15 protein-coding genes are annotated in these 18440 nt (G+C 61.5%); 7 read left to right on the top strand and 8 right to left on the bottom strand.

Going from position 1 to position 18440, the window contains the following annotated elements; genetic code table 11:
* Positions 1-12 precede the first annotated feature (12 nt).
* A complete protein-coding gene (locus C4J84_RS02695) occupies positions 13-408 on the top strand; it encodes a type II toxin-antitoxin system PemK/MazF family toxin (RefSeq protein WP_124369385.1) in 396 nt (131 codons plus the stop codon).
* 60 nt (positions 409-468) lie between these two features.
* On the opposite strand, the gene motB is transcribed toward C4J84_RS02695, so the two are convergent.
* Together motB and motA are read right to left on the bottom strand one after the other, a co-directional pair.
* Complete coding sequence (gene motB, locus C4J84_RS02690) at positions 469-1488, bottom strand: flagellar motor protein MotB (RefSeq protein ID WP_124369384.1); 1020 nt, start codon at positions 1486-1488, stop codon at positions 469-471.
* A gap of 3 nt (positions 1489-1491) precedes the next feature.
* Positions 1492-2343, bottom strand: coding sequence for a flagellar motor stator protein MotA (gene motA / locus C4J84_RS02685; protein WP_124369383.1), 852 nt, complete (start codon positions 2341-2343; stop codon positions 1492-1494).
* A gap of 167 nt (positions 2344-2510) precedes the next feature.
* Here motA and C4J84_RS02680 point away from each other — a divergent pair, with 167 nt between their 5' ends.
* Genes C4J84_RS02680 through asd form a run of 3 tightly spaced genes read left to right on the top strand, consistent with a single transcriptional unit; the run spans position 2511 to position 5796 of the window.
* Complete coding sequence (locus tag C4J84_RS02680) at positions 2511-4046, top strand: HDOD domain-containing protein (protein WP_124369382.1); 1536 nt, start codon at positions 2511-2513, stop codon at positions 4044-4046.
* Positions 4047-4103: 57 nt separating this feature from the next.
* Positions 4104-4919 (top strand): thiosulfate sulfurtransferase, encoded by an 816-nt coding sequence (gene rhdA / locus C4J84_RS02675; RefSeq protein WP_124369381.1) that lies wholly within the window; start codon positions 4104-4106, stop codon positions 4917-4919.
* Positions 4920-4935: 16 nt separating this feature from the next.
* Positions 4936-5796, top strand: coding sequence for an archaetidylserine decarboxylase (asd, locus tag C4J84_RS02670; protein WP_124369380.1), 861 nt, complete (start codon positions 4936-4938; stop codon positions 5794-5796).
* A gap of 116 nt (positions 5797-5912) precedes the next feature.
* Here asd and serB read toward each other — a convergent pair whose 3' ends face one another.
* Positions 5913-7127, bottom strand: a complete 1215-nt coding sequence (gene serB, locus C4J84_RS02665) for a phosphoserine phosphatase SerB (RefSeq protein ID WP_124369379.1) — start codon at positions 7125-7127, stop codon at positions 5913-5915.
* 133 nt (positions 7128-7260) lie between these two features.
* On the opposite strand from serB, the gene C4J84_RS02660 reads away from it, so the two are divergent.
* Complete coding sequence (locus C4J84_RS02660; RefSeq protein WP_124369378.1) at positions 7261-8790, top strand: AhpA/YtjB family protein; 1530 nt, start codon at positions 7261-7263, stop codon at positions 8788-8790.
* 189 nt (positions 8791-8979) lie between these two features.
* Here C4J84_RS02660 and C4J84_RS02655 read toward each other — a convergent pair whose 3' ends face one another.
* The 5 genes from C4J84_RS02655 to C4J84_RS02635 all read right to left on the bottom strand — a co-directional run bounded on the left by C4J84_RS02655 (position 8980) and on the right by C4J84_RS02635 (position 15753).
* On the bottom strand, positions 8980-9690 hold the full coding sequence (locus C4J84_RS02655; RefSeq protein ID WP_124369377.1) for a membrane integrity-associated transporter subunit PqiC: 711 nt from the start codon (positions 9688-9690) through the stop codon (positions 8980-8982).
* Positions 9691-9863: 173 nt separating this feature from the next.
* A complete protein-coding gene (parC, locus tag C4J84_RS02650) occupies positions 9864-12128 on the bottom strand; it encodes a DNA topoisomerase IV subunit A (protein ID WP_124369376.1) in 2265 nt (754 codons plus the stop codon).
* 70 nt (positions 12129-12198) lie between these two features.
* A complete protein-coding gene (locus C4J84_RS02645) occupies positions 12199-13194 on the bottom strand; it encodes an esterase-like activity of phytase family protein (RefSeq protein ID WP_124369375.1) in 996 nt (331 codons plus the stop codon).
* Positions 13194-15098 carry a DNA topoisomerase IV subunit B gene (gene parE / locus C4J84_RS02640; protein ID WP_124369374.1) on the bottom strand — a complete coding sequence of 635 codons (1905 nt, stop codon included), beginning with the start codon at positions 15096-15098 and terminating at the stop codon, positions 13194-13196. The genes C4J84_RS02645 and parE overlap by 1 nt, the downstream gene beginning before the upstream one ends.
* A gap of 46 nt (positions 15099-15144) precedes the next feature.
* Positions 15145-15753 (bottom strand): YqiA/YcfP family alpha/beta fold hydrolase, encoded by a 609-nt coding sequence (locus C4J84_RS02635; RefSeq protein ID WP_124369373.1) that lies wholly within the window; start codon positions 15751-15753, stop codon positions 15145-15147.
* Positions 15754-15975: 222 nt separating this feature from the next.
* On the opposite strand from C4J84_RS02635, the gene C4J84_RS02630 reads away from it, so the two are divergent.
* On the top strand, positions 15976-16896 hold the full coding sequence (locus C4J84_RS02630) for a LysR family transcriptional regulator (RefSeq protein ID WP_124365608.1): 921 nt from the start codon (positions 15976-15978) through the stop codon (positions 16894-16896).
* Positions 16897-17118: 222 nt separating this feature from the next.
* Positions 17119-18435, top strand: coding sequence for an MFS transporter (locus C4J84_RS02625; RefSeq protein WP_124369372.1), 1317 nt, complete (start codon positions 17119-17121; stop codon positions 18433-18435).
* The last annotated feature ends 5 nt before the right edge of the window (positions 18436-18440 follow it).

Here is an 18440-nt window from a genome sequence, read left to right as displayed (position 1 = left end):
GGGAATTAACATTTGGCTCTCTACTATCACCCCAAACAGGGCGATGTACTGCTGTGCGACTTCACGCGGGGCTTTGTGGCTCCGGAGATGCTGAAGATCCGTAAGGTCGTAGTGATATCCCCAACCTCTACGCACAATCGCAAACTGTGCACCGTGGTGCCGATTTCCTCTACTGCACCAGATATCCGGCACGACTGGCACCATCTGCTACGCGCCAACCCACTTCAATCCGACCGTTACAAAGAGCTGTGGGTAAAGTGCGACATGATTTACACCGTCAGCTTCGAACGCCTCGACAAACTGCACAGAAAGACCCGCTCCAAGGGTCGAGAGTACTTCGTACCGCGCCTGTGCGCGGATGATATGCGGGGCGTAATCGGTGGCGTCAAAGCGTACCTGCCACTCTGACCGCAAATGAAAACGCCCCGGCTGATCGGGGCGTTTTCATTTCTGGCTTATAGAGACCGCTTACGGCGCAGGCACAGGCGCCGTCGGGTCCTTCACGCCGCCATCATCAAACAGGTTCAGCTTCTGGCGCAGTTCATGGGCTGGCAGCGGCTCCTGCCCTGGCGGGAGCGCGTTCGGGTCCGCCGGCACTTCACCGGGGGCGCCTTCACCCTGAGCCGGCTGTGGCGGTGGCGGTTGATCGCCCTCGATCGCACGCTGGGCCTTTTTGGTCAGCACAACGATGTCGATCCGACGGTTGATCGGGTTGAACGGTTCCTTGGGGTCAAACAGCTGCGATGACGCAAAGCCCACCACCCGCGCCACTTGCGGGTCCGGGTAGCTGCCAGCCACCAGCGCACGGCGGGCGGCGTTGGCGCGGTTGGCCGAAAGTTCCCAGTTGCCGAAGTCGCCCTGCCCCGCATAGGGCTTGGCATCGGTGTGGCCGCTGATACTGATCTTGTTCGGCACCGCCTTGATGGTGTCGGCCATGGCCAGCAGGATATCTTCGAAGTACGGCTTCAAGCGTGCGCTGCCGGAATCGAACATCGGCCGGTTGGCGGCGTCGGTGATCTGGATGCGCAAGCCTTCCGGAGTGATCTCGAAGGAAATCTGATCCTTGAACTTCAGCAGTTGCGGGTTCTCCTCAACTTTGGTCTGCAGCTCCTGCAACAACAGCTCGAGGCGTTCTTTCTCAACCTGTTCGGCCATGGTTTCGACCTTATCGCGCTCGATCGGGATTTTTTCCTGGGGCGATTCGGTCTGCACTTCCGGGTTGATGGTGCGCTCAGGCGCCAACTGCGGCGAGCCACCCAGGTCGATCACGAAGGGCGTGCCACTTTCCGAAAAACCAATCGGGTCCTTGAAGTAACCCGCGATGGCGATCTTCTGTTCAGGGGTAGCGGTGGACATCAGCCACAGCACCAGGAAGAACGCCATCATTGCCGTCGCGAAGTCGGCAAAGGCGATTTTCCAGGCGCCGCCATGGTGCCCCGCTGCGAAGCGCTTGACGCGCTTGATGATGATCGGCTGGTTGTTTTCCATGGCTTAGCGACCGCGAACCGCTTGTTCCAGCTCGGCGAAACTTGGGCGATGTTTCGGGTACAACACTTTGCGTCCGAACTCTACCGCCAGCGAGGGCGGCATGCCGGATGCCGAAGCCACGAGGCACGCCTTGATCGCTTCGTAGAGGTTGATCTCTTCCTTGGCATCGTGGGCCAGCGACGTGGCGAGCGGGCCGAAGAAACCGTAGGCCGCGAGAATACCGAAGAAGGTACCGACCAACGCCGCGCCGACGTGCATGCCGATGGCCGCCTGGTCGCCCTCGCCCAGGGAGGCCATGGTCACCACGATACCCAGCACCGCCGCGACGATACCGAAACCGGGCATGCCGTCGGCAATGCCAGTCACCGCGTGGGAAGGATGCTCCAGCTCTTCCTTGAGGCTGAACAGCTCCATGTCGAACAAGCCTTCGAGCTCATGGGGGGCCATGTTGCCGGAGGACATGATGCGCAGGTAATCGCAGATATACGCGGTCATGCGCTCGTCTTTGAGCACGGCCGGGTATTTGGCGAAGATCGGGCTGGCGGCGGCGTCTTCGATGTCTCCTTCAATCGCCATCATGCCTTCGCGGCGGCTCTTGTTGAGGATCTCGTAGACCAGCCCCAGCACTTCCAGATAGAACGTGTGCGAGAAGCGCGAGCTGAACATGCCCAGCGACTTCTTGATCACATGCATGGTCATGTAGCCGGGGTTGGCCTGGAGGAAGGCGCCAAAGGCGGCGCCACCGATGATCATCACTTCGAACGGCTGGATCAGCGCGGCGATTTTACCGTGGGACAGGACGTACCCACCGAGCACACTTGCGAGGACGACAATGATGCCGATAATTTTAGCCATAGGGGATCTGTACTTGCGCCGTCGGGTTCATGGACATAGTGGGTGCAGCTGGAAAACTCTTGTTCTACTTATCGGCAAAACTGCGCCAGACTATAGCCCGTTAAGGCGAAAAGCCAATTCAGCCCGTTCCGGGCGTGTTGAACACAAGTGACGATCGCGCCCCAATCATGGCTAATGAAACGACAGTTCCAACTGCAAAACCCGCCACACTCGCCGCCTGGATCAAGTGCCTGGACGACGTGCTGCTGCCCGTTCCCCAGGCCAGCCACGAGCGTGTGTGCAAAGCCATCCGCGACAGCCGCAGCTCATTAAGGGACATCGCCGAGCTGATGCAAGACAGCCCGGCCCTGGTGCTCAGCGTGATGCGCGAGGCCAACAGCCACACTCACGGCAGCCTGGCGGAACCGGCGGAAAACCTCGAAGTGGCGCTCAACCGCCTCGGTCTCAAGCGCGCCGAGGAACTGCTGGCACGCCTGCCTTCGGTGCCGGCCGATGAAATTCCCGTAGCGCTGCGCCAGCTGCTGTTGATCAGCCAACATGCCTCGCAGCAGGCCAACGGCTTGTTCGGCAACCGCCTGGCGCGTCTGTGGCAGGATATTCATTGGGGCAGCCTGTTGTTTCTGTCACCGTTGTGGCCGATGGCCGTCGCCTACCCCAAGCTCCTGGAGGAATGGGAACTGCGGGTGATCCACAAAGGCGAGTCGGCGCACCAGGTCGAGCAGCAATTATTCGGCGTGCGCCTGCTGGACCTGTGCCTTGGCCTGACTGCGGCCTGGCACCTGCCTATCTGGGTATCCCAGGGCTATCACCTGCTGCTGGGCGAGCGTCGCCTGCTGGTCAAGGCCTTGCGCATCGCGCGCGAAGACGACCCTCTGCGCCACCAGCAATTACTCGACGCCGACCCCAACCTGCGCCGCTGGCTGAACCAGCCGGCCAACACCGTATTGTTGGCCAATGGCCTGGCAATGTCGGCGCAGGAGTCCTGGACCTGTCCGCACACCGAGCGCTGGCAATACCTCACTGCGCTGTACCTGCAGGAGCCATTGGGCGATGTGCAGCAGCAAGTGCACCAACAAGCGGTGACCAGCGCGCGCAGCACCTTGATGCCTGACCTCTGGCACCCGGCCCTGTCGCTGATCTGGCCGTGGCATGTGCAAAAAGTCCATCGTGGCCTGTTGCCCGCGCCGCCGCCCACGGCCGAAGCACTGGCACTGTGGCGCAGCCGCTGCACCGAGCTATTGGTCGAGCCGAGCCGCTTTGCCAATGCGATGCACCTGACCACTTGCGCCAAGGAAGCCCTGGTCGCCAGCGGCATGCAACGCGTATTGCTGTTCATGGCGGATCGCGCTTTGAGCACCTTGCGTGTGCATCAGGCCGATGGCTTGCCCAGGGACGCTGCCAACCTGAGCCTGGATGTGGTTAACAGTACATTGCTGCAACGCCTGCTGGAAAAGTCCGCCCAGGTGCGTCTCAGCCCTGACAACCATGCACAGTTCGCCGCCCTGCTGCCACCGATCCTGCGCCGCCTGTTTACCGGCGAGCACCTGCTGTTGCGCTCGCTGAGCTGCAATGGCCGCGTGGTGATGCTGATGGTGGCGGACCAGGGTGGCGGGCCGTTCTCGGAAACCACCGTGCAAGCCTTTGGTAAAACCGCGCAATGCATCGAAAAGGCCCTGCACAGCTTTACCAACCGCAGCGCCTGATGCTTGCGCTACAATCGCCCTCCTTTATCGCCAACATTTGTGCCCAGGAGACCTCACATGCCTGACTTCTCTGGCTTGCCGCTGGTGATCGAATCCAGCGACCTGCAAGGTCGCCTGGATGCCGACCACCTGATTCTGGTGGACCTCACCAGTGCCGCCCGCTACGCCGAAGGGCATATCCCCGGCGCGCATTTCGTTGACCCCAAGCGCACCCAATTGGGCCAGCCCCCCGCGCCAGGCCTGCTGCCGCACAAGGCCGACCTGGAAAAGCTGTTCGGCGAGCTGGGCCACACCCCCGACGCCACCTATGTGGTCTACGACGACGAGGGCGGCGGCTGGGCCGGTCGTTTTATCTGGATGCTCGACGTCATCGGCCATCAGAAGTATCACTACCTCGACGGCGGCCTTCTGGCGTGGCTGGAAGAAAAGCATCCGGTTTCCACCGAGGTGCCCGCGCCAGCCGGTGGCCCGGTCAGCCTTACGCTGCACGACGGCCCCACCGCCACCCGCGAATACCTGCAAAGCCGGCTGGGCGCAGCCGACCTGGGTATCTGGGACGCACGCGGCCCGCTGGAGTATTCCGGCGAAAAAGTGCTCGCGGCCAAAGCCGGGCACATTCCCGGCGCGGTGAACTTCGAATGGACCGCCGGCATGGACAAGGCGCGTAGCCTGCGTATCCGCCGCGACATGCCGCAAATCCTCGAAGACCTCGGGCTGACCCGCGATAAAGAAATCATCACCCACTGCCAGACCCACCACCGCTCTGGCTTCACCTACCTGGTGGCCAAGGCGCTCGGTTATCCGCGAGTCAAAGGTTATGCCGGTTCCTGGGGCGAATGGGGCAACCACCCCGACACCCCCGTCGAGATTTGAAGCTTAAGGACACTTAATGAAAAAGCAGTTGTTTATCCTCAGTCAGTACTTGCTGCCGCACCACCTGCTGTCGCGCTTGGCCGGCTGCATTGCCGAGTGCCGTGTGCGCTGGTTCAAGAACGCCTTCACCCGCTGGTTCGCCAAGCGTTACCAGGTGGACATGTCCCAGGCACTGGTTGAAGACGTGACCGCCTACGAGCATTTCAACGCCTTCTTTACCCGCGCATTGAAAGACGGTGCGCGCCCGCTGGACCCGACCCCCGGCGCCGTACTGAGCCCGGCCGATGGTGCGGTCAGCCAGCTCGGCCCGATAGAACATGGCCGTGTGTTCCAGGCCAAGGGCCACAGTTTCAGCGTGCTGGAATTGCTCGGCGGCGACGCAGCGCTGGCGGCGCCGTTCATGGGCGGTGACTTCGCCACTATCTACTTGTCGCCCAAGGACTATCACCGCGTACATATGCCACTGGCCGGTACCCTGCGCGAGATGGTCTATGTGCCGGGGCGGATTTTCTCGGTGAACCAGACCACCGCCGAAAACGTGCCGGAACTGTTTGCGCGTAACGAACGGGTTGTCTGCCTGTTCGACACCGAACGCGGCCCGATGGCCGTGGTATTGGTGGGCGCGATGATCGTGGCCTCGATCGAGACGGTGTGGGCCGGGCTGGTAACACCACCGAAACGCGAGCTGAAAACCTTCCGCTATGACGAAGCTGCTCGCGCACCGATTCACCTGGAGAAAGGTGCGGAGTTGGGTCGCTTCAAGTTGGGTTCTACTGCGATCGTGCTGTTCGGGCCGGACCAGGTGCAGTGGGCGCAGGAACTGGCGGCGGGCACGCCGGTGCAGATGGGCCAGGGTATCGGCTCACCTAAAGCCTGATGATCGTTCCCACGCTCTGCGTGGGAATGCAGCGCAGGGCGCTCTGCGCCCCCAAAGCCTGACGCAGAGCGTCACAGAAGGCATTCCCACGCGGAGCGTGGGAATGATCTGTCGAGTTACAGCTGACCATCACGGTCACGCAAGCCCAGCAGATACAGCACTCCATCCAACCCCAAGGTCGAAATCGCCTGCTTGGCCGATTGCTTGACCAATGGCTTGGCACGAAACGCCACACCCAATCCCGCAATCGCCAGCATCGGCAAGTCGTTCGCGCCGTCGCCGACCGCAATGGTCTGCTCCAGGCGCAAGCCTTCCTTGTGCGCCAGCTCCTTGAGCAGGTCCGCCTTGCGTTGTGCATCGACAATCGGCTCCACGGCCACGCCGGTCACTTTGCCATCCACCACTTCCAGCTCGTTGGCGAACACGTAGTCAATGCCCAGCTTGGCCTGCAGTTGCTTGGCGAAGTAGGTGAAGCCGCCAGACAGGATAGCCGTCTTGTAGCCCAGGCGCTTGAGCTCGGCGAACAAGGTTTCGGCGCCTTCGGTCAGGCGCAGGGACGCGCCGATTGAATCGAGCACGCTCACATCCAGGCCCTTGAGCAACGCCAGGCGCTCCTTGAAGCTGGCGCGAAAATCCAGCTCGCCGGCCATCGCGCGCTCGGTAATGGCCGAGACTTGCTCGCCCACACCGGCGGCCTTGGCCAGTTCGTCGATGACTTCGGCTTCGATCAGCGTGGAGTCCATGTCGAACACCGCCAGGCGACGGTTGCGTCGGAACAGCGAGTCCTCCTGGAAGGCGATGTCGACATTCAGCTCCTGGGCCACGCTCAGGAATTCAGCGCGCAGCGCCTGCGCATCGGCCGGCTCGCCCCGTACGGAGAACTCGATGCAGCCCTTGCCTTTGTCTGCGGGCGTGTCCAAGGGCATGCGACCCGACAGACGGTCGATATGGTCGATGTTCAAGCCGTAGTGCGCCGTGATCGAACTGACGCGCTGCAACTGTTCGGCCGTGACCTTGCGGGTGAGCAACGTCACGATATGGCGTTTTTTGCCCTGGCCTTCGACCCAATGCTGGTAATCGACTTCGGACACCGGCGTGAAACGCACCTGCTGATCCAGCTTGTAGGCCGTAAACAGGATGTCCTTGAGTACCGACGAAGCCTGCTCGTTGCTGGGGATTTCCACCAGGATGCCGAACGACAGGGTGTCGTGGATCACCGCCTGGCCGATGTCGAGAATGTTCACACCACCCTGGGCCAGAACGCCGGTAATAGCAGCGGTGAGACCCGGTCGGTCAAGACCTGTGATGTTGATCAGGACAATTTCGCGCAAAGCGCACCCCCAGGCTGGAAAAAAACCGCATTCTACCCACTTTCAGTGACCATCGGGCACAGCCAGCGCTTTGCCGGTCATGGGCCTGTCGCTATACTGCGCGTCAACTTCACGGACCAAGAGCCGAGCGCAAGTGAACCGGCCCACGCCAGTAAAAACCGATAACTTCTTCCTGCTGATCTTCCGGGCACTGCGCCACCGCCGTGTACCGATCGCATTACGCATCGCCAGCCATAATGTGATCCTGGTCGCCCTGGCCCTGGTGATCTACGCCTGCGTGATGGGTTTGCAGTTCAAGCAGGCCATGCACGAGCAGGCCGACGCCCTCGGCGAGAGCCTGACCACCCAGACCGCCACCTCGGCGACTGAGTTGTTGGTGTCTAACGACATCCTCAGCCTCAACGTATTGCTCAACAACCTGACCAAGAACCCGCTGGTGGCCCACGCCGCCATCTATAGCGTGGACAACCGGATCATGGCCGAAGCCGGGCAGCGCCCGAAAAACGGCCTGTTGGGCGAAGCCGAGGGCCTGTACCAGAGCAATATCACGTTTCAGGATGTAAAAGCCGGCCAATTGCGCATCAGCCTGGACATGCAACAATTCCAGCAGCCGATGACCATCAGCCTGCAGAGCATGGGCATCTTGAGCGCGATCCTGCTGGCCCTCGCCCTGGCGTTGAGCCTGCGCCTGGGACGGCATATCTCCACGCCGTTGATGCAACTGCGCATCTGGCTGCGCGATATCGACGAACACACTCCAGCCACCGACCGCCAGGACGAAATCGGCGACCTGGCGCGCCAGTTGCATGCCAGCTTCGCCCCGGAGCCGACCGTGCCTGAGATCGAACCCGAACCCGAGTACGACGACGCCGACTACACCGACGAGCCTGAGTTTGAAGTACGCGACCTGCGCGACCCAGGCTTCGACGAAAGCGCTCCGGTAGCGGGCTTGAAGCCTGCACCGCGGCATGTGGTCAAGGCCGAAGAAGACGAGCTGGACGACGAAGACCCGTTCGCCGACCTGCGCGATACCGCCGAGTCCGCTCCCGTCGTAACGCCCAAATCGCTTCCCGCCAAAAGCAGCGAACCTCAGTACAGCGCCGTACTCGCCGTGCAACTGGGTGCACAGGACCAACTGCGCCGCCTGCCCCGCGCTCGCTTGACGGAACTGCTGGAACGCTACCGCGACTGTCTCGACCAGGCCGCCTCGCTCTACCAGAGCGAACTGCACACCCTGAACGACGGCAGCACGCTGATGCTGTTCCACAGCGAAGACAGCGGCGAGGACTACCTGACCAACGCCATCTGCTGCGGCGAGTTGTTGCGCGCCCTGGGTCATGCTTTGCAGATTGAAGTGGCGGACAGCGGTATCACATTGCAACTGCAGCTCGGTTTGACGGTGGGTGATGACCTGTTCGGCATCAGCCAGATCGACCTGCTGCTGACCGAGATCGCCCAGGATGCCCTGGCCTTGTCGCAACACAGCCGCAACCTGCTGCTGGTGGAGCGCAAGATCAGTGAAGACACGCTGATCCGCCAACGCGCACGCATCCGCCCGATTGCCAGCCCTGAGGGTGCCAGCTGCGTGGAGCGCTTGATGGAGCCTTACCCGTCGATGCTGGAACGGCAGCTGGCGCGGATGCATGAGACGCGCAAGCCCTGAAGCACGCTGCAAGAACCTTGTGGGAGGGGGCTTGCCCCCGATAGCGGAGTATCAGTCAGCACATCACTCACTGAAACACCGCCATCGGGGGCAAGCCCCCTCCCACATTTGACTGCGCCATGGCTTCTATTTTCAGATACAAAAAAGGCCCGCTTACTCAGCGGGCCTTTTGCTTGTCTGCCATTCAGATCAAAACCTGAACACTTCCAAATCCGTACGAATCGGTGTCGCCATCGGCATCTTGGGTTTTTCCGGTGTGGCCGGCTTGGCCTGTGCCGGCGCCTGCTTGCGCGGAGCCTCGGCAATTGGCGGCTGGTTGGCCAGCGGCTTGAGCGCTACCGACAACTGTTGCGCCAAGTGCTGCAACAATACGCCCTGGGCCTGGACCTGGGACGCCGTGGTGCCGGTATGTTCTTCCTGCAGGTGCACGATACGGTTGTCCCGCACCTGGCCGCGACGGTCGATCAGGCGCCACTGTGCATCCAGGATCGCCGGTTGCGAGGTACCGGAGTCAAGCCGCGTGATCGTCAGCAGCACCTGCACATCCGGGGTAAACCCGGATGGCCCCGGCGCCAGGACTACGCGCTGGCTGTCCAACTGGCCGGCCACCTGACGCAACATCAATTGATTGATATCGGAGGACAGGCTGCCCGCCCAGCGACCATCGGTGGAACCTTGCAGGCTGCCGTCGTTCTGACGTTGCAGCAGGGTTTCGCGTTGCAGGTAATCGGCAACGATTACCGGCCCCAGCAGAACGGCCATGCCGGCGGTTTGTGCTGGCTGAGCCGGACTTCCGCTGTCCAGCTGGTACAGCGACACCGGCTGGTGCGTGCTGCAACCCGCCAGCCCTAACAGGCCAGCGAGCATCAAAAATAGAGGAAGGCGTGGAGCAGTCATCATCCCATCCAGGTGGCTGCCGCACGGCGAACCACAATGTAATACTAAAAATAACCTAAATACGCTCGGCCACGCCGGCGCTGGAAAGGCCATATCATCCGTGAATATGCGCCATGACTCCAGCGCCAAAGCGTCGATCTACGCGTTAAATCGTAGATCGAGGCCTCTAGTACGCCTTAAGCAGGCGTTTCTACCAACAAAGCATCCACTCTCTGGAAGCCGCGAGGCAGTTTGTTACCGCGTCGACCGCGCTCGCCCTTGTAGTGTTCAAGGTCGTCGGGGCGCAAGGACAACGTGCGCTTGCCGGCCTGGAGCACCAGGGTGGAGCCTTCCGGGATGACGGCGATGTCGGTCACGTACTCTTCGCGACTGGCCACCCGCTCTCCAGGGATACCGATGATCTTGTTGCCCTTGCCCTTGCCCAACTGCGGCAGGTCGCTGATCTTGAACACCAGCAAACGCCCTTCGGTGGTCACCGAGGCCAGCCAGTTATGCTCGCGATCCTCCACCGGTCGCGGCAGGATCACCTTGGCGTTGTTCGGCAGGCTCAACAACGCCTTGCCCGCCTTGTTCTTGGCCTGCAGGTCTTCACCCTTGACCACGAAACCGTAGCCGGCGTCGGACGCGATGACGTACAGCGAATCATCGTCCGGCAACAGCACGCACTCGAAATTCGCCCCCGGCGGCGGCGTGAGGCGCCCGGTCAGCGGCTCGCCCTGCCCGCGTGCTGAGGGCAAGGTGTGAGCCGGCACCGAATAACTGCGCCCGGTCGAGTCGATAAACACCGCAAATTGGTTGGAACGCCCAGCCGCCGCAGTCTTGAAGCCATCACCGGCCTTGTACGACAGGCCGGTGGCATCAATATCATGCCCTTTGGCGGAACGAACCCAACCCTTTTCCGACAGAACGACGGTAATTTTCTCGTTAGGCAACAGCTCGGTTTCTGTCAGAGCTTTCGCTTCTGCGCGCTCGACAATCGGCGAGCGGCGGTCATCGCCGTAGGTTTCGGCGTCTTTGATCAGTTCACTGCGCACCAGCTTCTTGAGCTTGGCTTCGCTGCCCAGCAGCGCCTGCAGCTTGGCTTGTTCCTTGAGCAGCGCGTCCTGCTCGTCGCGCAGCTTCATTTCTTCCAGGCGTGCCAACTGGCGCAAGCGGGTGTCGAGGATGTAGTCAGCCTGGATTTCGCTCAGCTCGAAGCGCGCGATCAGCTCGGCCTTCGGGTGCTCGGCGGTACGGATGATATGGATCACTTCATCCAGGTTGAGGTAGGCAATCAGCAAGCCGTCCAACAGGTGCAAGCGGCGCTCGACCTTGTCCAGGCGAAATTGCAGGCGGCGGCGCACGGTCTGCACGCGGAACTCCAGCCATTCCACCAGCAAATTGCGCAGGTTCTTGAGCTGTGGCTTGCCGTCCAGGCCGATGATGTTGACGTTGACCCGGTAGCTGGACTCAAGGTCGGTGCTGGCAAACAAATGCTGCATCAGCACTTCATGATCAACCCGGCTATTGGTCGGGATGATCACGATGCGGCAAGGGTTTTCGTGGTCGGACTCATCGCGCAGGTCGGCGACTTGCGGCAATTTCGACGGTTTTGCCTGCATCAACGCGGCGATCTGCTCCAGCACCTTGGCGCCGGATACCTGATGCGGCAATGCGGTCACAATAATGTCGCCGTCTTCGACGTGGTACACCGCGCGCATGCGCACCGAGCCCTTGCCGGTTTCGTACATCTTCAGCAGGTCGGCGCGCGGCGTGATGATTTCCGCCTCGGTCGGGTAGTCCGGGCCCTGGATATGCTCGCACAGCTGCTCGACCGTGGCTTTTGGCTCATCCAACAGGCGCACGCATGCCGTGGCGACTTCGCGCAGGTTGTGCGGCGGCACGTCGGTGGCCATGCCGACCGCGATGCCGGTGGTGCCATTTAGCAGGATGTTCGGCAAACGTGCCGGCAACACCAGGGGTTCGTCGAGGGTGCCGTCAAAGTTCGGCCCCCAGTTCGCGGTGCCCTGGCCCAGCTCGCTGAGCAGTACTTCCGAGTAGCGCGACAGGCGCGCCTCGGTATAACGCATGGCGGCGAAGGACTTGGGATCATCCGGCGCACCCCAGTTACCCTGGCCATCGACCAGGGTGTAGCGGTAGCTGAACGGCTGGGCCATCAGCACCATGGCTTCATAGCACGCCGAATCGCCGTGGGGGTGGAACTTACCGAGCACGTCACCGACGGTACGCGCCGACTTCTTGTGCTTGGAGTCGGCGTCCAGGCCCAACTCACTCATGGCGTAGATAATGCGCCGTTGTACCGGCTTCAGGCCGTCGCCGATATGCGGCAGGGCACGGTCCATGATCACGTACATGGAGTAGTTGAGGTAGGCATTTTCGGTGAAGTCAGCCAGCGATCGGCGTTCTACGCCATCTAAGCTGTCTGCGAGGATGTCACTCATGCGGGCCTCATCATGGGGTAAGGCGCAACGGAATTGCCGCTGCGCTGATTCAATTCAAATTCGTGACGGCTCATGGCTGGGCACTCCAGCCACCGGCCGGGGCGGCGAAACGATAGACCACCGGGCGCTTTTCACCATCGGCACGCGCGCCGAAATTATTGTCGATGCCAATCCAGGCACCGTCGGCGTCCACCGCCAGGGCTTCGGCCAGGCCGTAAGGCTGGGGGTAACGCCGCTCGGGCGTCAGGGTTTCGTCGGCAAACGACCAGCACAGCTCAACCTTGGCCGTCACCGTATCGCGCCGGCAAATCTGGAACGCATTGCGCTCCAGGGTAAACAGCTTGCCGTTGAACAGCGCGAGGTCGGCAAAGTCCTTCGACACCGCCTTGGCGTTGGGGAACTGCGCCGGTTGCACTTCCAGGCCGGCCTCGCTCAACAACACGCAAGCACCGTCGCAATCCCACACGCTCTGCCCGCGCTTGATCGAAACCAGGCCGCGGCGCTCACGCTCGGCCGCCAGCCAGATCCGATCGCCTTGCGGGTTCACCGTCAGGCCCTCGAACAACGCATTGAAGTGCAGCAACATGCCGCTGGCCCGGGCCTCGCGCACCATGCCTGGGGCAATTTTCAGCCACTCGGGTGCGCCTGCTACCGGCACCTGCAACACCGCCGCGTGGGCTTCGCTGACGATGTAGCGGTTGCCTGCGGCATCACAGCTGATGCCTTCGAAATCCAGGTCGCCACCGCGAACGAACGAAGCCGCCTTGGTGCGCGAGCGCAAACCCCACGGCAGGCCGGATTCGGGCACGGGGGGTACGTCGATCTTCACCACTTCGGCGGTCCAGGTCGGCGCGCGGGTGTCCAGGCGATAAATCTGCTCATCATCACGGTCCGACACGGTCCACAATTGCTCGCCACATAGCGCCAGGCCCGACAGGTTCCCGCCGCGCATGCCGTCTACCGGGTGTTCCGACACCAGCTTGAGTTCAGCCACGGGCGCGGCAACCACATCGGTGGTCGCCAACCCGCACACCATCAGGATCGCCAGGGCGACGCCTGTGCGCATCAGCCCAGAACCTCGGCCAGGTTGCCTTTGGATTCGAGCCAGGCTTTGCGATCCGGTGCGCGCTTTTTCGCCAGCAGCATGTCCATCATTTCCGACGTGCCGGCGAAGTCTTCCAGGGTCAACTGCACCAGGCGCCGGGTGTTCGGGTCCATGGTGGTTTCGCGCAGTTGCGGCGGGTTCATTTCGCCCAGGCCCTTGAATCGCGTGACCTGTGGCTTGCCGCGTTTCTTCTCGGCCACCAGGCGGTCGAGAATGCCATCGCGCTCGGCTTCGTCCAGGGCGTAGAAAATCTCCTTGCCCAGGTCGATCCGGTACAGCGGCGGCATGGCGACGTAGACGTGACCGGCATCCACCAACGGGCGGAAGTGCTGCACGAACAACGCACACAGCAGGGTCGCGATGTGCAGGCCGTCGGAGTCGGCGTCAGCGAGGATGCAGATCTTGCCGTAGCGCAACTGGCTGATGTCCCCCGCGCCCGGGTCGACGCCGATGGCCACGGCAATGTTGTGCACTTCCTGGCTGGCCAGGACTTCGCTGCCGTCGACTTCCCAGGTGTTGAGGATCTTGCCGCGCAACGGCAGGATCGCCTGGAACTCCTTGTCCCGCGCTTGCTTGGCGGAACCACCGGCGGAATCACCTTCCACCAGGAACAGCTCGGAACGCATCGGGTCCTGCCCGGCGCAATCGGCCAGCTTGCCGGGCAATGCCGGGCCCTGGGTGATGCGCTTGCGCTCGACCTTCTTGCTGGCCTTGAGGCGACGACCGGCGTTGTTGATCGCCAGTTCCGCCAGGGCCAGGCCCAGCTCCGGGTGCTCGTTGAGCCACAGGCTGAAGGCATCCTTGACCACACCGGAGACAAACGCCGCCGCCTCGCGGGACGACAGGCGCTCCTTGGTCTGGCCGGAAAATTGCGGCTCCTGCATTTTCATCGACAGCACGAAGGCGATGCGCTCCCACACGTCTTCCGGCGCCAGCTTCACGCCGCGTGGCAGCAGGCTGCGGTATTCGCAGAATTCGCGCATGGCATCCAGCAGGCCCTGGCGCAAGCCATTGACGTGGGTGCCGCCCTGGGCGGTGGGGATCAGGTTGACGTAGCTTTCCTGCACGCTGTCGCCGCCTTCGGGCAACCACAACAGCGCCCAGTCGACGGCTTCCTTGTTACCGGCCAGGCTGCCGCAGAACGGCGCGTTGGGCAGGCGCTCGAAGTCGCTGACGGAGTCTTCCAGGTAGGAGCGCAGGCCGTCTTCGTAGTGCCACTCGACCTTCTCCCCCGTGCCTTTGTCTTCAAAGCTCACCAGCAGGCCCGGGCACAGCACGGCCTTGGCCTTGAGCACGTGCTTGAGGCGGCTGATGGAGAATTTCGGCGAATCGAAGTATTTCGGGTCCGGCGCGAAGTACACGCTGGTGCCGGTATTGCGCTTGCCAACGGTGCCGATCACCTGCAGGTCGGTGGCTTTGTAGCCATCGGCGAAGGTCATCTCGTACTCGTTGCCGTCGCGCTTGACCTTGACCCGGACGTGGTTCGACAGCGCGTTGACCACCGAAATACCCACGCCGTGCAGGCCGCCGGAGAACTGGTAGTTCTTGTTGGAGAACTTGCCGCCGGCGTGCAGCTTGGTAAGGATCAGCTCGACGCCCGACACACCCTCTTCGGGGTGGATGTCCACTGGCATGCCGCGACCGTCATCGGACACTTCCAGGGAGTGATCGGCGTGGAGAATGACCTGCACCGACTTGGCGTGGCCGGCCAGGGCTTCGTCAACGCTGTTGTCGATGACTTCCTGGGCGAGGTGGTTCGGCCGACTGGTGTCGGTGTACATGCCGGGGCGTTTGCGCACCGGGTCGAGGCCCGAGAGGACTTCGATGGCGTCGGCGTTATAAGAGCTAGCGCTGGGAGTGGCCATGGGGTCTCGTCGTGAGTCGTTCGATTAAAAAAGTAACCCGCGATTTTTACAGTGACGAAAAATCGAAGGATTGATACTGATCTGCGCCAATGCCGGCAAAGCTCAACAGTGCCGGCAATTGCTGGGCGAACCCTTGGTAACCATGGTCGCCACCGGCCTGGATGCGCAAGGCACAGGCCCGGTAATACTGCTGGGCCAGGCGATAATCCAGGGTTTCATCCCCGGTCTGCAACCACACCTGATAACGCGCGGCGTCTTGAGGAGCCGGCACTTCCAGCTCGGCCAGCGCTGTGACGTGATCGTGGGTCAATTCCCAGGTTTCATCGGTGTAGAGGTTCTTCTGGGTGCCCAGGTAACCGTCAAACATCCGATGGGGGCTGATCGCCGGGTTGACCAGCAGCGCCTTGAGGCCATGGCGTTCGGCAAGATGGGTTGCATAGTAGCCGCCGAGTGAGCTTCCCACCAGCAGTGGCCGACCCAGTTGCGCGATGGCTTCCTCCAATTGAGGAATCGCCTGACGCGGGTGGTGATGCAGGGCCGGTACACGCAACTGGTCGGCCAGGCCGAGGCTGTCCATCACGGTCATCAACTGGCTGGCCTTGTTGGACGCCGGCGCGCTGTTGAAACCGTGGATATACAAGATTGATGCGGACATGCCGGGCTCTCCATGCTTGCGCCAAAGAGGCGCAGTTTACAGGTAACAGCGGGGTCGTGGGTGCAGCCCATCGCCGCTGGCGTTACTATCCGTTCCACGCCCCTTAAGCACCTGATCGGCTGCAAACTGCTCATTTTTTGATCAGCGCACTCTTTCTTCATTGCTTGTGGAATTCGCCGGTACTGGCGGCGCGTTAAATAGGTTGCCGAGCGGGAAAACAGCATGCAACTGGAATGGCTTGAGGACTTTATTGAACTGACCCGCACCCGCAGCCTGTCGCGCGCGGCGGAAAATCGGTGCGTCACGCACCCCGCGTTCGGGCGACGTATCCGGGCGCTGGAAGAATGGGTCGGCACGCCATTGATCGAACGTACACAACCGGTGTCACTGACCCCTTGCGGCGTACTGTTTCTGGATGCTGCAACCCAATCGCTGGAACTGCTGACCGCCGTCAGAGCGCAATTCAAAGGTGGCCCCCTGAGCCGCGATGAACCCGTGCGTATCGCCACCGGGCGAACCCTGGCCTGTGACTTCTTCCCCGACTGGTACGAGTCGCTGCACCCGCAATTGGGCAGTTTTGCGGTGTCACTGCTCACCAGCGGTGCGCAAGAGGCCATCAGCCGGCTGTCGGCTGGCGAAGTCGATCTGCTGCTGAGCTTTTCCAGCCCGCTGACCCAGTCATTGATCGACCCGCAGCGTTTTGACTCTCGAGTGCTGGCAAAGGAGCAATTGCTACCGGTCAGTGCGCCGGACGCTCAGGGCCAACCGCGCCAGCAGATAGCCGCAAGCAGTAACGCCCTCCCCATTCCCTGGCTGGCCTTTTCACCTTCCCTTGCGCTGCGCGGCGTGCTGGCGCAGCACCTGGAGCGACTGCCACAGCGCCTGGCGTTGCGGATGGTTTACCAAGCCGATTCCTATGATGCGATTCTGGAAATGGCCAAGCGTGGCAAGGGCCTTGCGTGGTTACCGCAGATGGTCGTCAACGATGCGCTGGCGTCGGGCGAACTGCTGATTGCAGGCGGCGCCGAGTTTTGCGTCAGCTTCGACGTCTCGCTGCATCGGTTACGCGATAACCAGAGCGAGATGGTGATGAAGATATGGGAAGCGTTGGCAGCGTTTGAAACGCTGCCGCCCCCCTCATAATCGCCCGTTTTTCCGCTTCACCACCGCTACCAGCCGCGGCTGGCCTGGCCCGTGCCAAAACAGCTCAAACCTGTGCCAAATCAGCAATTGCCGCTACACCGCTATTGATTCACTTTCATCCGGGCTTTCACCCATAACAATTAACGCTTTCGATCTCGCCAGGCCGCGTAGCAGCTTGGGCGAATCCGAATGCCAAACGTGAAATACACCCGGGGCACACCCATGACCGCTCAATCACCCGTCTTACCCTCGGCAACGACCCCAGCCCGACGAGGCCCATGGAAGGAAATCATCGCTGCCAGTTTCGGCAATGCGCTGGAGTTCTATGATTTGTTGATCTACGGCTATTTTGCAGTCGTCATCGGCAAACAGTTTTTCCCCTCCGATAACGAAACCACCTCACTGTTGCTGGCCGTGGGCTCATTCGGTATTTCCTTTCTGATGCGTCCGCTAGGCGCCATTGTGCTGGGTTCCTACACCGACAAAGCCGGGCGAAAAGCCTCGCTGACACTGTCGATCATGATCATGTTGCTCGGCACCGCAATAATCACTTTCGCACCCACCTATGAACAGATTGGCTTGGCCGCGCCGTTGTTGATCATCGTTGCGCGCATGCTTCAGGGGTTCTCCACAGGCGGTGAGTTCGGCGCCGCGACGGCGTTTATGGTCGAACACGCAGACGCCAGGCGCCGGGGTTTCTTTGCCAGCTGGCAACTGTCCACCCAAGGGCTGGCAACCGTCCTGGCAGCGGGGGTCAGCGCGATCCTCAGTTATGTACTGTCGGATGTGCAGTTGAACGAATGGGGCTGGCGCGTCGCATTCGGTTTCGGCCTGCTGATCGGGCCGGTGGGCTATTACATTCGTACACAAATCGATGAAACCCCGGACTTCAAGAAAACGCTGGTCAGCAGCACGGCCAAAACCCCGCTGCGAGACGTCTTGATCAAGGGGCATGTCAGCCTGCTGCTGGCTATCGGTGTAGTGGCCGGTGCGACCGCATTCAATTATGTCCATAAGTTGTACATGCCGATCTACGCGTTCAAGCAACTGAACATCACCGCCACGTCTTCTTACCTCGGGGCGCTGATGACGGGCGTGACGTTAATGCTGATGGCGCCGGTATTTGGCGGGCTTTCAGACCGCTACGGACGATACCGGGTACTGACCATTGCGCTGTTGATTACCGGGTTTTCGTCTTACCCGATGTTCGTGCTGCTCAACACCTTCCCCAGCTTCACCACACTGCTGATCGTGCAAGCCCTTGTTGGCTTGTTGATCGCAGCCTGCCTGGGGCCGATTCCAGCGATGCTTTCCGACATTTTCCCGACCAGCATTCGCGGCACGGGCCTGGCGCTGAGCTACAACTTTTCCGTCACCCTGTTTGGTGGTTTTGCGCCATTGATCGTGACCGCGTTGATCGAAGCCAGCGGCAGCAAGCTCGCACCGAGCTTTTACGTGATGGGGACCATCTTGATCAGTGTCGTGTCGATCGTCTGCCTCGGCCGGCGCATGCGCGGTACGCAACCTTCGGCCAGTTGAGCCGG

Origin of the sequence: Pseudomonas sp. R11-23-07 (assembly GCF_003852295.1) — a bacterium.
GTDB lineage: Bacteria > Pseudomonadota > Gammaproteobacteria > Pseudomonadales > Pseudomonadaceae > Aquipseudomonas.
Note: the sequence above shows the minus strand (reverse complement) of the source record. Positions and strands in the feature narration are given on the sequence as shown.

What these genes read in the sequence shown, in the direction of transcription:
- motB (WP_124369384.1), bottom strand. Translation starts at nt 1,488, where the DNA reads ATGGAAAACAACCAGCCGATCATCATCAAGCGCGTCAAGCGCTTCGCA.
- motA (WP_124369383.1), bottom strand. Translation starts at nt 2,343, where the DNA reads ATGGCTAAAATTATCGGCATCATTGTCGTCCTCGCAAGTGTGCTCGGT.
- C4J84_RS02680 (WP_124369382.1), top strand. Translation starts at nt 2,511, where the DNA reads ATGGCTAATGAAACGACAGTTCCAACTGCAAAACCCGCCACACTCGCC.
- rhdA (WP_124369381.1), top strand. Translation starts at nt 4,104, where the DNA reads ATGCCTGACTTCTCTGGCTTGCCGCTGGTGATCGAATCCAGCGACCTG.
- asd (WP_124369380.1), top strand. Translation starts at nt 4,936, where the DNA reads ATGAAAAAGCAGTTGTTTATCCTCAGTCAGTACTTGCTGCCGCACCAC.
- C4J84_RS02655 (WP_124369377.1), bottom strand. Translation starts at nt 9,690, where the DNA reads ATGATGACTGCTCCACGCCTTCCTCTATTTTTGATGCTCGCTGGCCTG.
- parC (WP_124369376.1), bottom strand. Translation starts at nt 12,128, where the DNA reads ATGAGTGACATCCTCGCAGACAGCTTAGATGGCGTAGAACGCCGATCG.
- C4J84_RS02645 (WP_124369375.1), bottom strand. Translation starts at nt 13,194, where the DNA reads ATGCGCACAGGCGTCGCCCTGGCGATCCTGATGGTGTGCGGGTTGGCG.
- parE (WP_124369374.1), bottom strand. Translation starts at nt 15,098, where the DNA reads ATGGCCACTCCCAGCGCTAGCTCTTATAACGCCGACGCCATCGAAGTC.
- C4J84_RS02635 (WP_124369373.1), bottom strand. Translation starts at nt 15,753, where the DNA reads ATGTCCGCATCAATCTTGTATATCCACGGTTTCAACAGCGCGCCGGCG.
- C4J84_RS02630 (WP_124365608.1), top strand. Translation starts at nt 15,976, where the DNA reads ATGCAACTGGAATGGCTTGAGGACTTTATTGAACTGACCCGCACCCGC.
- C4J84_RS02625 (WP_124369372.1), top strand. Translation starts at nt 17,119, where the DNA reads ATGACCGCTCAATCACCCGTCTTACCCTCGGCAACGACCCCAGCCCGA.